The sequence below is a fragment of the Streptomyces sp. NPDC090741 genome, assembly GCF_044769045.1.
Taxonomy (GTDB): Bacteria; Actinomycetota; Actinomycetes; order Streptomycetales; family Streptomycetaceae; genus Streptomyces.
In genome coordinates, this window is record NZ_JBIVXF010000019.1 from 148,361 (window position 1) to 164,509 (window position 16,149).

A 16,149-nucleotide genomic window follows, 5' to 3' on the forward strand; every position below is an offset into this window, starting at 1 on the left:
CTAACGCCGGGCCTTTGTAAGGCATTTCTGTATCCCTGAAAGCAAGCGTATTTCCGGGTGGACGATTCGCCTGACTGTCGTCAGAGTTTCCGTACTGAACGCTAACGGAGCGATTTGCCCCGGAGCCACCCCTATCCACCCCTAACCCGACCCCTGGTATGCCGTTGCCCGCGTCAAGGGGTCCGGCCGGCGGCGCGGCGCCCGGGAGGGCCGGCCGCCGCCGGGGAGGGGTGGGACGGCTGTGATCCTAGGGGGCCCGCGGCCGTGCTCAGGGGTGGGCGGACCGCCCTTCACCGAAGTAATTTTCGAGAGATCTCAGTCCGTCGCGAGTTTGTGGAACATACGTGCCGACTCGGCGCAGGGTCGGAATTCCTGCCCCCGAGTGCACGGAAAAGCAAAGCTCGCCTCGGCGCCGTCGAATGGCATAGGAGGGTGTGCTCGGTGAGCAACGAGGAGAAGCTTCTCGGGTACCTACGCCGGGCTACCACCGATTTGCGTGAGGCCCGCAAACGGCTCGCCGCGGCGGAGCGCAGGTCATCGGGTGAGCCGATCGCGGTCGTGGGCATGGCCTGCCGGTACCCGGGTGGTGTCACCTCCCCGGACGACCTGTGGCGGCTCGTGGCCGAGGGCCGCGACGGCGTCTCCGCGTTCCCCGAGGACCGCGGCTGGAACACCGACGCCCTGTACGACCCGGAGCCGGGCAAGCCCGGCAGGACGATCACCCGCGAGGGCGGCTTCCTCTACGACGCCGGCGACTTCGACGCGGCCCTGTTCGGGATCTCCCCGCGCGAGGCACTGACCCTCGACCCCCAGCAGCGGCTGCTGCTGGAGACGTCGTGGGAAGCCGTAGAGAACGCGGGCATCGCCCCGCACACCCTCCGCGGCACGAAGACCGGTGTCTTCGGCGGCGTCATGTACCACGACTACGCGCTGGGCACGGAAGCCGCGGCGACCACCGGCGGCAGCCTGGTCACCGGCCGGGTGGCGTTCAGCCTGGGCCTGGAGGGCCCGGCCGTCACCATCGACACGGCCTGCTCCTCCTCCCTCGTCGCCCTGCACCTCGCCGCGCAGTCCCTGAACTCCGGCGAGTCCACGCTCGCCCTGGCCGGCGGCGTCACCGTGATGACCGAGCCGGACATGTTCCTCTACTTCAGCCACCAGCGCGGCATGGCCGCCGACGGCCGCTGCAAGCCCTTCGCCTCGAACGCGGACGGCACCGGCTGCTCGGAGGGCGTCGGAGTCATCGTCCTGGAACGGCTCTCCGACGCCCGCCGCAACGGGCACGAGGTCCTCGCCGTCATCCGCGGCAGCGCCGTCAACCAGGACGGCGCCTCCAGCAGCATGACCGCCCCCAACGGCCCCTCCCAGCAGCGCGTCATCCGCAGCGCCCTGGAGAACGCCGGCCTGACCATCACCGACGTCGACGCCGTCGAGGCACACGGCACCGGCACCCGCCTCGGCGACCCCATCGAGGCGCAGGCGCTGCTCGCCACGTACGGCCAGGGCCGCGACGAGGACAAGCCGCTGTGGCTCGGCTCCCTCAAGTCCAACCTCGCGCACACGCAGGCCGCGGCCGGCGTCGGCGGCGTCATCAAGATGGTCCAGGCACTGCGCCACGGCCTGCTGCCCAAGACCCTCTACGCCGAGGACCCGACCCCGCACGTCGACTGGACGGCGGGCAACGTCAAGCTGCTCACCGAGCCGGTCGCCTGGCCGGCGGGCGAGCGCCCGCGCCGCGCCGGCATCTCCTCCTTCGGCCTCAGCGGTACGAACGCCCACGTCATCGTCGAGGAGGCCCCGGCCGCCGAGGCGGCGGAGGCCCAGGAGGAGATCCGTACCCTCCCGCTGGTCCCCGTCGCCCTGTCGGGCCGTTCGGCAAAGGCCCTGGCCGAGCAGGCCGGGCGGCTGCACGCCCACGTCACCGGGCACGCGGACGTGTCCCTCACCGACCTCGGGTTCTCGGCGGCGACCACCCGGACCGCGCACGAGCACCGGGCCGTCGTCGTCGGCGCCGACCGCGAGGAGCTCCTCGCCGGCCTGTCGGCGCTGGCCGAGGGCTCGGCGGCGGCGGTCGCGGTGCAGGACGTCGTACGGGAGGGCCGCTCCGCCTTCCTGTTCACCGGCCAGGGCGCTCAGCGCCCGGGCATGGGGCGTGAACTGCACGCCGCGTTCCCGGTGTTCGCGCAGGCTCTGGACGCGGTGGTCGCGGCCGTGGACGTGCACTTGGACGCTCCGCTGTACGAGGTGATGTGGGGTGAGGACGAGGCGCTGCTGAACAGCACCGCCTACACCCAGCCCGCCCTGTTCGCGATCGAGACCGCCCTGTTCCGGCTGGTGGAGTCGTGGGGCGTGCGGCCCGACTTCCTGGCCGGGCACTCCATCGGTGAGATCACCGCGGCCCACGTGGCCGGGGTGCTGTCGCTTGAGGATGCGGCCCGCCTGGTCACCGCGCGCGGCCGCCTGATGCAGGCGCTGCCCGCCGGCGGAGCCATGGCCGCCATCCAGGCGACGGAGGAGGAGATCCTTCCGCACCTGATCGACGCCGTCGGCATCGCCGCCGTCAACAGCCCGCGTTCCGTGGTCGTTTCGGGTACGGAGGACGCCGTCGAGGCGATCCAGGCGCACTTCACCGAGCTGGGCCGCAAGACCACCCGGCTCCGCGTCTCGCACGCCTTCCACTCCCCGCTCATGGACCCGGCCCTCGCCGAGTTCCGCGCGGTCGCCGAGTCCGTGACGTACGAGCCCGCCCGGATCCCGGTCGTCGCCGGGGTCCACGGCGCGATCAGCGAGGACTGGGGCACCCCGGAGTACTGGACCCGCCACCTGCGCGAAGCCGTCCGCTTCTCCGACACCGTCCAGCACCTGCACGCCAAGGGCGTCCAGACGTTCGTCGAGCTGGGCCCCGACGCGATCCTCACCGCGCTCACCCAGAACACCCTGGACGGCGAAGACGCCGTCGTCGAGCCCGCCGTACGCAAGAACCGGCCCGAGGCGCGCACCCTGCTGACCGCCCTCGCCCGGCTCCACGCCACCGGCACCCCCGTCGACTGGACCGCCTTCTACGCCGGGACCGGCGCGCAGGCGGTCGCGCTGCCGACGTACGCCTTCCAGCGCGAGCGGTACTGGATGATCGCCGACCTCGCGGGCGGCGGCGACGCCACCGCCTTCGGCCTGGCGCCCGCCGATCACCCGCTGCTCGGCGCGGTCATCTCCTCGCCCGACTCGGACGGGCTGACCTTCAGCGGCCGCCTCGGCGTCGACACCCAGCCCTGGCTGGCCGACCACGACGTGCTCGGCGCCGTGCTCCTGCCCGGCACCGGCTTCGTCGAACTCGCCCTGCACGCCGGTGAGCAGGTCGGCCACACCACCCTGGAGGAGCTCATCCTCCAGGCCCCCCTCGTCCTGCCCGAGCACGGCGGCGTCGCCCTCCAGGTCACGGTCGCCGGCCCGGACGAGCTGGGCCGCCGGCCCGTGCTCATCCACTCCCGGCCCCAGGACTCCCTGCCCGACACCCCCTGGGTGCTGCACGCCCAGGGCCTCCTCGCCGTCGAGTCCGTCGAGTCCGCCGCGTCCGGCGCGTCCGGCGCGGACCTCACCGCGTGGCCGCCCGCGGGCGCCGCCGAGGTGGCCGTGGGCGAGGCGTACGAACTGCTCCAGGAGCGCGGTTACCACTACGGGCCGGTGTTCCAGGGCCTCAAGGCCGCCTGGCGCCAGGGCGACGCGGTGTACGCCGAGGTCGAACTGCCCGAGCAGGCGCACGAGGACGCCGCGCGCTTCGGCATCCACCCCGCCCTCCTCGACGCGGCCCTGCACGGCTCGCTGCTCGACGACGGCCAGGGCGGATCCGACTCCGGTGTGCTGCTGCCGTTCGCCTGGCGGGGCGTGCGTTTCCACGCCGTCGGCGCGACCCGGTTGCGCGTGCGGATCGCCCCCTCCGGCCCCGACGCCATCACCCTCGACGGCGCCGACGCGGACGGTCTCCCCGTCTTCTCCGTCGAATCGCTGGTCTCCCGGGCCGCCGCCCCGGTTCAGGCCGAAGCCGCCGGGCAGGCCGCGGGCGGCGCCCTGTTCGCCGTCGAACTCCAGCCGCTGCCCGTCCGGTCCGCCGCTCCCGCCCCGCCGACCTGGGGCCTGTGGGAGGCGGACGACCGCACCCGGCCCGCGCAGGACGTACTGGTCCTGGAGGGCTCCGATGCTTGCGACACGGCCGGGGACACCGCCGCGCGGGTGCACGCGGCCACGGCCCGGGCCCTGGCCCGCGTACAGGAGTGGCTCGCGGACGAGCGGTTCGCCGGATCCCGCCTGCTCGTCGTCACCCGCGGCGCGGTCGCCGCGCCCGGGGAGGGCGTCACGGACCTGGCCGGTGCGGCGGTGCGCGGTCTGATGCGCTCGGCCCAGGCCGAGAACCCCGGCCGGATCGTTCTGGCCGACCTCGAACCCGGCTCCGCCGGACTCACGGTGGATCCCGCCGTACTCCTGGCCGCGGCCGAGCCCGAGATCGTCGTACGGGGCGGCGCCCTCCACGCCCCGCGCCTGGTCCGCGCCACGGCCGGGGCCACGGCGGGGGAGGCGATCCGCTTCGACGCCCCCGGCCCCGTCCTGCTCGCCGGCGGCACCGGCACGCTGGGCCGACTGGTGGCCCGCCACCTCGTGGCCGAGCACGGCGTACGCGAGCTCCTGCTGGTCGGCCGCCGCGGCCCCGAGGCCCCCGGCGCCGCCGCCCTGCACGCCGAACTCACCGGCCTCGGCGCCGAGGTCACCCTCGCCGCCTGCGACCTCGCCGACCCGGACCAGGCGCGCGAGCTGCTCGCCCGCCACCGGGTGTCCGCGGTGATCCACCTCGCCGGCGTCCTCGGCGACGTCACCATCGGCTCGCTCACCCCCGAGCTGCTGGCGGGGGCGCTGCGCCCCAAGGTCGACGCCGCGTGGAACCTCCACGAGCTGACCCGCGGCCAGGACCTGTCCGCCTTCGTGCTGTTCTCCTCGGTCGCCGGCGTCCTCGGCAACCCGGGCCAGGGCAACTACGCCGCCGGCAACGCCTTCCTCGACGCCCTCGCCGCCCACCGCCGGGCCCAGGGACTGCCCGGCCAGTCGCTCGCCTGGGGCCTGTGGGCCACCGAGGGCGACGGCGGCTCCGTCAGCGGCGACGGCATGGCGGAGGAGCTGAACAGCACCGACCTCCAGCGCATGCGCCGCTCCGGCATCGGAGCGCTGTCCGCCGCCGACGGCCTCGCCCTCTTCGAAGCCGCCACCACCTCGGCCGACGCCGTCCTGCTGCCGCTCGCCCTGGACCTCGCCGCCCTGCGCGCGGCCGACGACCTGCCCGCGCAGTTCTCCGCCCTGGTCCGCCGGCGCGCCCGCGCCGCGGCCCGTACCGGCGCCCGCAGCGCCACGCGGGGCCAGGAACTCGCCGCACTGCCGGAGAAGGAGCGCCGCCGCGCCCTGCTGGACCTCGTACGCGGCCAGGTGGCCTCGATCCTGGGGCACTCCACCACGGCCGAGGTCGGACCGGATCGCGCCTTCAACGAGCTGGGCTTCGACTCGCTCACCGCACTGGAACTGCGCAACCAGCTCACCACCGCGACCGGACTGCGGCTGACCCCGACGCTCGTCTTCGACCACCCGAACGCCCAGGCGGTCGCCGAGCACCTGGACACCCTCCTCGCCGGCTCCGCGGCCACCGCCACCGCCACGGCCGCGACCGCCACGGGCGGCGCGGCGGCCGATGACGACGACCCGATCGTGATCGTCGGCATGGCCTGCCGCTACCCGGGCGGCGTCCGCTCCCCGGAGGAGCTGTGGCGCCTCGTCGAGGACGAGGTCGACGCCATCACCGAGTTCCCGGTCAACCGCGGCTGGGACATCGAAGGGCTGTACGACCCCGAGCCGGGCACCCCCGGCAAGGTGTACGTGCGCCACGGCGGTTTCCTGCACGACGCCGATGAGTTCGACCCCGCCTTCTTCGGCATGAGCCCCAACGACGCCCTGACCACGGACCCGCAGCACCGGCTGCTGCTGGAGGTCGCGTACGAGGCGCTGGAGCGCGCGGCGATCGACCAGGCCTCGCTGAAGGGCACCTCGACCGGTGTGTTCGCCGGGATCATGTACCACGACTACACGGGCAACAGCGCCGCCGGATCGCTCGGCTCGGGCCGTGTCTCCTACACGTTCGGCCTCGAAGGACCGTCCGTGACGGTGGACACCGCCTGCTCCTCGTCGCTGGTCGCCCTGCACCTCGCGGCGCAGGCCGTGCGGTCCGGGGAATGCCCGCTCGCGCTGGTCGGCGGCGTGACCGTGATGTCGTCCACGGAGACCTTCGTGGAGTTCTCGCGGCAGCGCGGCCTGTCCAAGGACGGCCGGTGCAAGTCGTTCTCCGCGGCGGCCGACGGCGCCGCCTGGTCCGAGGGCGTCGGCGTCCTCGTGATCGAGCGGCTGTCGGACGCCCGGCGGCGCGGGCACCGGGTGCTCGCCGTGCTGCGCGGCAGCGCCGTCAACCAGGACGGCGCGAGCAACGGCCTGATGGCGCCGAACGGCCCCTCCCAGCAGCGGGTCATCCGCCAGGCCCTGGCCAACGCGGGCCTGTCGACCGCCGATGTCGACCTCGTCGAGGCGCACGGTACGGGCACCACCCTCGGCGACCCGATCGAGGCCCAGGCGCTGCTCGCGACGTACGGGCAGGACCGCGGCGACGCGGAGCCGCTGTGGCTGGGGTCCATCAAGTCGAACATCGGGCACACGCAGGCCGCGGCCGGTGTCGCCGGGGTCATCAAGATGGTGCAGGCGCTGCAGAGCGGCATCATGCCGAAGTCCCTGCACCTCGACGCGCCGTCGGCCCAGGTCGACTGGGAGGCGGGCGCGGTCCGGCTGCTCGACGAGGCCCGCAAGTGGCCCGCCTCGGACCGCCCGCGCCGTGCCGGTGTCTCCTCCTTCGGCATCAGCGGCACGAACGCCCACGTCATCCTGGAGGCGCCGGACCTCCCGGACCTCCCGGACCTCCCGGACCTCCCGGACCTCCCGGACCTCCCGGACCCGGCGGCCGCGCCGGGCTCCGCGGAGCCCGCCGGCGCCGATGCGCCCGCCCCGGCGCGGGTCGTGCCGTGGTTGTTGTCCGCCCGTGACCCGGAGGGTCTCGCGCGACAGGCCGGACAGCTGCAGAGCCACCTCGGCACCCTGCCCGCCGCCGAGCTGCGTGACGTCGGGTTCTCCCTGGCGACCACCCGGGCGCCCATGGAGCACCGGGCCGCGCTGATCGCGAGCGACCCCGCGCAGGCCCGCACGGCCCTGGCCGCCCTCGCGTCCGGGGCGCCCGCCGCGGCGGCCTCCGTACGGGCCGCCACCGGCGGTCTCACCGCCTTCCTCTTCTCCGGCCAGGGCGCCCAGCGTCCCGGCATGGGGCGTGAACTGCACGCCGCCTTCCCGGTGTTCGCAGAGGCCTTCGACGCCGCCGTCGCGGAGCTCGACCGGCACCTGGACCGGCCGCTGCGCGAGGTCGTCTGGGGCGAGGACGCGGGCGAACTCAGCCGCACCCTCTACACCCAGACCGGCCTCTTCGCCTTCGAGACCGCCCTGTTCCGGCTGCTGGAGTCCTGGGGCGTCCGCCCGGACTTCCTCGCCGGCCACTCCATCGGCGAACTGGTCGCCGCCCACGTCAGCGGCGTGCTGTCGCTGGCCGACGCGGCCGAGCTGGTCGCCGCCCGCGGCCGGCTGATGCAGGCCTTGCCGGCCGGCGGAGCCATGGCGGCCGTCCAGGCCTCCGAGGACGAGGTGCTCCCCCTGCTCACCGACGCCGTCAGCATCGGCGCGGTCAACGGACCGCAGTCCGTGGTCGTCTCCGGCGCCGAGGACGAAGTCCTGGCGATCCAGGAGCACTTCACGGCCCAGGGCCGCAAGACCTCCCGGCTGCGCGTCTCCCACGCCTTCCACTCCCCGCTGATGGAGCCGATGCTCGCCGAGTTCGGCGCCGTCGCGGCCGGGATCTCCCCGGCCGAGCCCCGGATCCCGCTCGTCTCGAACGTGACCGGCCGGATCATGAGCGCCGAGGAGATCGCCGACCCGCAGTACTGGGTCCGGCACGTCCGCCGGGCCGTCCGCTTCTCCGACGGCGTACGCGCCCTCGCCGAGGCCGGAGCCACCGCCTTCGTCGAGGTCGGCCCCGACGCCGTCCTCGCGGGCCTCGGCCCCGCCTGCCTCACCGACACCGATTCCGATACCGGTACCGGCAACACCCCGGTGTTCCTGGCGCTGTCGCGGCGCGAACGCGACGAGGAGCACACCCTCGTGGCCGCCCTCGCGCAGGCGCACAACCACGGTGTCGACGTCGACTGGAACGGCTTCTTCGCCGGCAGCGGCGCCCAGCGCATCGAGCTGCCGACGTACGCCTTCCGCCGCGACCGCTTCTGGGCGCTCGACGAGCGCCGTGGCGGGGACGCCGGATCGCTCGGCCTCGACGCCGTGGACCACCCGCTGCTCAGCGCGGTCGTCCCCGCGCCCGGCACCGGCGGGGCCACCTTCACCGGCCGCCCCGCCCGCGCCGCCCAGCCCTGGCTGGAGGACCACGACCTGCTCGGTACGGTCGTCCTCCCGGCCACCGGCTTCGTGGAACTGGCCCTGCGCGCCGGAGCCGAGTTCGGCTGCGACCGGCTGGCCGGCCTGACCCTGCACGCCCCGCTGCCGCTGCCCGAGCAGGGCGGCGCCCCCCTCCACGTGGTGGTGGGCGCGCCCGGCGAGGACTCCCTGCGCCCGGTGAGCGTGTACTCCCGGGCCGGGGACGGCGAGGGCGCCGAGGACACCGCCTGGACCCTGCACGCCGAAGGCACCCTCGCCCAGGGCGCCGCCGCCTCCGCCCCCGCCTCCGCCCCCGCCTCCGCTCCCGCCGACCTGTCGGCCTGGCCGCCCGCGGGCGCCGCGCCCGTCGCGGTGGCCGACGCGTACGAGCGGCTGCTCGCCCGCGGCTACGGGTACGGGCCCGTCTTCCAGGGCCTGCACGCGGCCTGGCGGCGCGGCGGCGAGCTGTTCGCCGAGATCTCGCTGCCCGCCGACGCGGGCTCCGGCGAGGCCGCGGCCGAGCGGTTCACCGTCCACCCCGCCCTGCTCGACGCGGCCCTGCACCTCGACCGCCTCACCCAGCTAGACCAGCTCGACACCGAGGCTCCGGCCCCGCTGGCCACCGCCTCCTGGACCGACCTCCAGGTGCACCGGACCGGCGCCGCCGCCCTCCGCGTCCGCATCATCCGGGACGCGCAGGGCACGCTCGCCCTCGAAGCGGCCGACGAGGAGGGCCGTCCCGTCCTGTCGGCGGGCGCGGTCACCCAGCGCACCGTCTCGGCGGAGGAACTGCGCACCGGCGAACAGCCCGGCGCCCTCTACCGGCTGACCTGGAGCCAGGCCCCCGCCGGTGGCTCCGCGGCGCAGGACGCACCCGTCCTCTTCGAATGCCCCGTACCCGAGGGGGCCGCCGACACCGACGCGGCCGCCCGGGCCCGTACCGTGGCCGCGGCAACGCTGGCCCGGCTCGCGCAGTGGCTCGACGAGGAGCAGGCGCCGGCCACGCCCCTGACCGTCGTCACCCGCGGGGCCGTCGCGGTCCGCGAGGACGAGGGCGCCGATCTCGCCCAGGCCCCGGTCTGGGGTCTGGTACGGGCCGCCCAGAGCGAGCACCCCGGCCGGTTCGTGCTGGCCGACCTCGACGACACCGAGGCCTCCCGGCAGGCGCTGCCCGCCGCCCTCGGCGCCGGGCTCACCGAGTTCGCGATCCGGGCCGGTACGGTCCTCGTGCCCCGGCTGGCCAAGGCCGCCGCCCCGCAGGGGGAGGCGCCGTCCCTGGCGGCCGGGACGGTCCTGGTCACCGGCGCGGCATCCGCCGCCGGCGCCGCCGTGGCCCGCCGGCTGGTGACCGAGTACGGAGCCACCCGCCTGCTGCTCACCCGTACGGAGAGCGCCGCCGGACCCGCCGGACCCGCCGGACCCGACGACCTCGCCGGCCTCGCCGGCCTCGGCGCCGAGACCGTGGTGGCCGACTGCGACCCCGCCGACCGCACCGCGCTCGCCGCGCTGCTGGCCGACGTACCCGCCGGGCACCCGCTCGTCGCGGTCGTCCACGCCGACCTCCCGGCCGGCGCCGCCCGCTTCGACGCGCAGGCCGGGGACGCACTGGACGCCGCCCTGCGGCGCAGCGCCGACGCGGCCTGGAACCTGCACGAGCTCACCCGCGACGACCGCCTCGCGGCCTTCCTGCTGCTGTCCTCCTCCGCCGGGCTGATGCACGGTGCCGGACAGGGCGCCCGGGCCGCCGCGGCCGGCTTCCTCACCGCGCTGGCCCGGCACCGCCACACCCTCGGACTCCCCGCCACCACCCTCGCCTTCGGGCCGTGGGAGGCCGCCGCGGACCCCGTCGACCTCGCCGACCAGCAGGACCTGCTGGCCTCGCTCGGACTGCCCGCCCTGGGCGCCGAGCGCGGACTGGCCCTGCTCGACGAGGCGCTGCGCACCGCCGAGGCGGACCTGACCGCCCTCGACCTGGACCGCGGCACCCTCCGGGCGGGCACCGGCCGGGTACCGGCCGTCCTGGCCGGCTTCGTACGCACCCCGGCCGGCCGGTCGGGCCGCGGCGGCGCCGACGAAGCCGACCAGCTGCGCCGCCGGCTGACCGGCCTGGACGCGGAGGAGCGGGAGCGGCTGCTCCTGGAGCTGGTGCGCTCGCAGGTGGCGGGACTGCTCGGCCACGCCTCGGCCGACGCCGTCGCCGCCGACCAGTCCTTCCAGGAGCTCGGCTTCGACTCGCTGGCCGTGGTCGAGCTGCGCAGCCGCCTCGGCGCGGCCACCGCACTGGCCCTCCCGGCGAGCCTCGCGTTCGACTTCCCGACCTCGCGGGCCGTCGCCGGCTACCTGGCCACCGCCGTGCAGCCCGAGGACAACGACGGGACGCAGGCGGTCGCCGAGGTGCTGGACCAGCTGGACGCGGCCCTCGCGGCCGTCGCCGGGGGCGCCGCCGACCCCGCCCGGATCACCGCACGGCTCGAAGCGGTACTGCGCCGCTGGCAGGACACCCGCACCACGGAACCGGCCGACCGGGAGCAGGACTTCCAGGCGGTCACCGACGACGAATTGTTCGAGGCACTGGACCGGGAGCTCGGGCTCTGACCCGCCGCGACAACGACCCCGACCGCCGCGATCCACAGTTGGCTTCAGATTGGTTGACTTCAGATGCCTGACCAGGACAAACTCCGCGACTATCTCAAGCGCGCCACCGCCGACCTGCAGAGCGCCAAGAGGCGCCTGCGCGAGGCCGAGGCCCGCGAGCACGAGCCGATCGCGATCGTCGGGATGAGCTGCCGCTACCCCGGCGGGATCGGTTCCCCCGAGGACCTGTGGGACCTGGTGGCCTCCGGCGGCGACGGGATCACCGGCTTCCCCCTCAACCGGGGCTGGGACGTCGACGGGCTGTACGACCCGGAGCCGGGCACGCCCGGCAAGTCGTACGCCCGCGAAGGCGGGTTCCTGCACGACGCGGACCGGTTCGACGCCGACTTCTTCAAGATCAGCCCCAAGGAGGCGCGGGAGACCGACCCCCAGCAGCGCCTGCTGCTGGAGACCTCCTGGGAGGCGCTGGAGCGCGCCACCATCGACCCGCACTCGCTGCGCGGCAGCCGCACCGGCGTGTACGCGGGAGTCGTCTACCACGACTACCCCTCCGACGGCGGGATCGGCGGCCTCGGCTCCATCGCCTCCGGCCGCATCTCCTACACCCTCGGCCTGGAGGGCCCCGCGGTCACCGTGGACACGGCCTGCTCCTCCTCGCTGGTCGCCCTGCACTGGGCGGTCAAGGCCCTGCGCGCCGGCGAGTGCGGCCTGGCGCTGGCCGGCGGTGTGACCGTGATGGCGACTCCGACCTCCTTCGTCGGCTTCAGCCAGGAGCGCGGCCTCGCCCCCAACGGCCGCTGCAAGTCCTTCGCCGCGGCCGCCGACGGCACCGGCTGGGGCGAGGGCGCCGGCATGCTCGTCGTCGAGCGCCTCTCCGACGCCCGCAGGAACGGCCACCCGGTGCTCGCCGTCATCCGCGGCAGCGCCATCAACCAGGACGGCGCCTCCAACGGCATCACCGCCCCCAACGGCCCTTCCCAGCAGCGGCTGATCGAGCAGACGCTGGCCGGCGCGCAGCTCACCGCCGACCAGGTCGACGCGGTCGAGGCGCACGGTACGGGCACCACCCTCGGCGACCCGATCGAGGCGCAGGCGCTGCTCGCCACGTACGGCAAGAGCCGCCCCGCGGACCGGCCGCTGTGGCTGGGCTCGATCAAGTCGAACATTGGGCACGCGCAGGCCGCGGCCGGGGTCGGCGGCATCATCAAGATGGTCGAGGCGATCCGCCACGGCGTCCTGCCCAAGACCCTGCACGTCGACGAGCCGAGCCCCAAGGTGGACTGGTCGGCGGGGAACATCCGGCTGCTCACCGAGGCCGTCGCCTGGCCCGAGACCGGGGAGCCGCGGCGCGCCGCCGTCTCCGCGTTCGGCCTCAGCGGCACCAACGCGCACGTCATCATCGAGGCCGCGCCCGCCGAGGAGGCCCCGGAGGCAGCCGAGGAGGCCCCCGACACCGCCGCCCCCGCGCTGCTCCCGCTGTCGGCGAAGACCGCCGACGCGCTGCGCGCCCAGGCCGCCAACCTGCTGGACCACCTGGCCTCCCTCGACGCCGCCGGGGACGAGGCGCCCGTACGCGACCTCGGCCAGTCGCTGGCCACCACCCGCGCCGCGCTGGAGCACCGCGCCGTCCTCCTCGCCGCCGACCGCGAGGAGCTCGTACGGGGCCTTGCGGCGCTCGCCGGGGGCGACACCCCGGGCGACGCGGCCCGCGCCGTCGCCGAACCCGACGTCCGCACCGCCTTCCTCTTCTCCGGGCAGGGGGCCCAGCGCCTGGGCATGGGCCGCGAACTGCACGCCGCCTTCCCCGTCTTCGCCGAGGCACTCGACGAGGCGGCCGCCGCCCTCGACGCGCACCTCGACACCCCGCTGAAGGACGTGATGTGGGGTGAGTCCTCCGAGGACGCGGCGGCGCTCCTGAACCGCACCGCCTACGCCCAGCCCGCGCTCTTCGCCGTCGAGACCGCCCTGTTCCGGCTCGTCCGCTCCTGGGGCCTGCGCCCGGACCAGCTGGCCGGCCACTCCATCGGCGAGATCACCGCGGCCCACGCCGCCGGAGTCCTCGACCTCGCCGACGCCGCCCGTCTCGTCACCGCGCGCGGCCGCCTGATGCAGGCCCTGCCCGCGGGCGGCGCGATGGCTGCGATCCAGGCCACCGAGGAGGAGGTCCGCCCCCACCTCACCGACGGCGTGGGCATCGCCGCGATCAACGGCCCGCGCTCGGTGGTGGTCTCCGGCGAGCAGGACACCGTCCGCGCCATCGCCGCCCACTTCGGGCAGGAGGGCCGCAAGACCAAGGAACTGCGGGTCTCGCACGCCTTCCACTCCCCGCTCATGGACCCCATGCTGGAGGAGTTCCGCGCCGTCGCCCAGAGCGTGACCTGGAACGAGGCCCGGATCCCCGTCGTGTCGAACCTGACCGGCCGCCCGGCCGGGCCGGGCGAGCTCCAGAGCGCCGACTACTGGGTCCGCCACGTCCGCGAGGCCGTCCGCTTCTCCGACGCCCTGCGCTCCCTCGAAGCAGACGGCGTCCGCATCCTCCTCGAACTGGGCCCGGACGCCGCGCTCACCCCGATGGCCGCCGACTCGCTCACGGCCGAGTCCGGCGCCGTCATCGCGCCCGCCCTGCGCCGCGGCCGCGACGAGGAGCGCACGCTCCTGGCCGCCGTAGCCCAGGCGTTCGCCCGCGGGGCGGCCCTGGACTGGCCGGCCCTGTTCGCGGCCCGCCCGGCCGCCCGCCCGGCCCGCCGGCTGGCGCTGCCGACCTACGCCTTCCAGCACCGCAGCTTCTGGGCCGACACCGTCCCGGCCACCCCCGGCCTGCTCGCCGCCGGCCAGGGCGCCGCCGGCGGCGCGGCCGACCCGGCCGACACCGCCTTCTGGGACTCCGTCGAGCACGCCGACGTCGACACGCTCGCCGACCGGCTGGAGATCGCCGCCGAGCCGCTGAACGAGGTGCTGCCCGCCCTCTCGAAGTGGCGCCGCCGCCACCGCGACGCGTACACGCTCGACTCCTGGCGCTACCGCGTCGTCTGGCAGCCCGCCCCCGAGGCCCTGCCCGCCCCGGCCCTGACCGGCACCTGGCTCGTCGCCGTGACCCCCGAGACCGCCGCAGACCCGCGGGTCGCGGCCGTGCTCGCGGCCCTCGCCGAAAGCGGCGCCGCTCCCGAGACCGTCGAGGCCGACGGGGAGGACCGCGCCGCGCTCGCCGAGGCGCTCCGTACGCGCACCGCCGCCGGGGTGCTCTCGCTGCTCTCCCTCGACGAGCGGACCCACCCCGAACACCCCGGCCTCTCCCGGGGCCTGGCCGCCACCATCACCCTCGTACAAGCCCACGGCGACGCCGGGCTCAGCGCCCCGCTGTGGCTCGCCACCGCCGAGGCGGCCGCGGTCGCCGGCTCCCACGAGGTCGCGGCCGTCGCCCAGACCCCCCTGTGGGGCCTGGCCGGCGCCCTCGCCCTCGACCTCCCGCAGACCTGGGGCGGCATCGTCGACCTGCCCGCCGCCGTCGACGCCGCCGCGGCCCGGCAGCTGTGCTCCCTGCTCACCGGCGCCTCCGGCGAGGACGCCGCCGCGATCCGGCCGCAGGGGGTCTTCGTACGCCGCCTCGTACGCGCCCCCCTCGCCGGCCAGGAGCCCCGCCGCACCTGGCAGCCCCGCGGCACCGTCCTCATCACGGGCGGCACCGGCGGCCTCGGTGCCCACGTGGCCCGTACGTTCGCCGCCGAGGGCGCCGAACACCTGCTGCTCACCAGCCGCCGCGGCCGCGCCGCAGCCGGAATGGACGAGCTGGAGGCCGAACTGACCGCCCTGGGCGCCCGCGTGAGCATCGAGGCCTGCGACGTCACCGACCGCGCCTCCCTGACCCGCGTCCTGGACTCCGTACCCGAGGACCTGCCGCTCACCGCCGTCGTCCACGCGGCCGGCGCGATGCAGCGCATCGCCCCGCTCGCCGAGCTCCCCCTCGAAGAGTTCGCCGAGGTCGGCCACGCCAAGGTCGCCGGAGCCGTCCTCCTCGACGAACTGCTCGCCGACCTCCCGCTGGACGCCTTCGTCCTCTTCTCCTCCGGCGCGGCCGTGTGGGGCAGCGCCGGCCAGAGCGCCTACGCCGCCGCCAACGCCCACCTCGACGGCCTCGCCCACCGCCGCCGCGCCCAGGGCCGTACGGTGACCTCCGTCGCCTGGAGCTCGTGGGACGGCGGCATGGTCGACGCAGAACTGGGCGCCATGATGCGCCGGATCGGCGCCCCCGCCATGCGGCCCTCCATCGCCGTCGGCGCCCTGCGCCAGGTCATCGAGCACGACGAGAGCCACCTGGTGGTCGCCGAGTTCGACTGGGAGCGCTTCGTCCCCACGTACACCCTGGCCCGGCCCCGCCCGCTGCTCAACGCCCTGCCCGAGGTACGCGACATCCTCGCCGGGGCCGCCGACGGCGCGGCGGCGGGCGGCGGATCCGCACTGGTGGCCTCGCTGGCCGGCAAGCCGGAGGCGGAGCAGACCCGCGCCCTGCTGGACCTGGTCCGCGGCAAGGTCGCGGCCCTGCTCGGCTACGACTCCCCGGCGGAGCTGGAGCCGACCCGCGCCTTCGAGGACCTCGGCTTCGACTCCGTCGCCGCCGTCGAACTGCGGGCCCGCCTGAACGAGGCGACCGGCGCGAACCTCCCGAGCACGATGGTGTTCGACTACGCGACCCCCGCCGCGCTCGCCGCCTTCCTGCGCACCGAGCTGCTCCAGGACGGCGACGGCGGCCCGGCCGACGTGCTCACCGAGCTGGACCGCTTCGAGGAGCTCGCCGCATCCCTCGACATCGAGCAGATCCGCTCCAGCCGGATCACCTCGCGGCTGCAGGCCCTGGTCGGCAGGCTCACCGACCTCCAGGGAACCGGCGAGATGGTCCGCGACCAGCTCGAATCCGCCTCGGCGGACGACGTCTTCGCCTTCATCGACAGAGAACTCGGCCTGGCCTGACCGAGCCCCCGAGCACGTTGCCGACACATTCATCAAAAGGACTCG

At 75.4% G+C, this 16,149-nt stretch carries 2 pseudogenes; both read left to right on the forward strand.

Annotated features, from left to right (window positions below):
* Window positions 1-447: 447 nt before the first annotated feature.
* A pseudogene (locus tag ACIQU4_RS36615) lies at window positions 448-11,139 on the forward strand (beta-ketoacyl synthase N-terminal-like domain-containing protein); the annotation flags it as partial.
* Between the two features lie 63 nt (window positions 11,140-11,202).
* Window positions 11,203-16,104, forward strand: a pseudogene (locus ACIQU4_RS36620) (type I polyketide synthase); the annotation flags it as partial.
* Window positions 16,105-16,149: the final 45 nt, after the last annotated feature.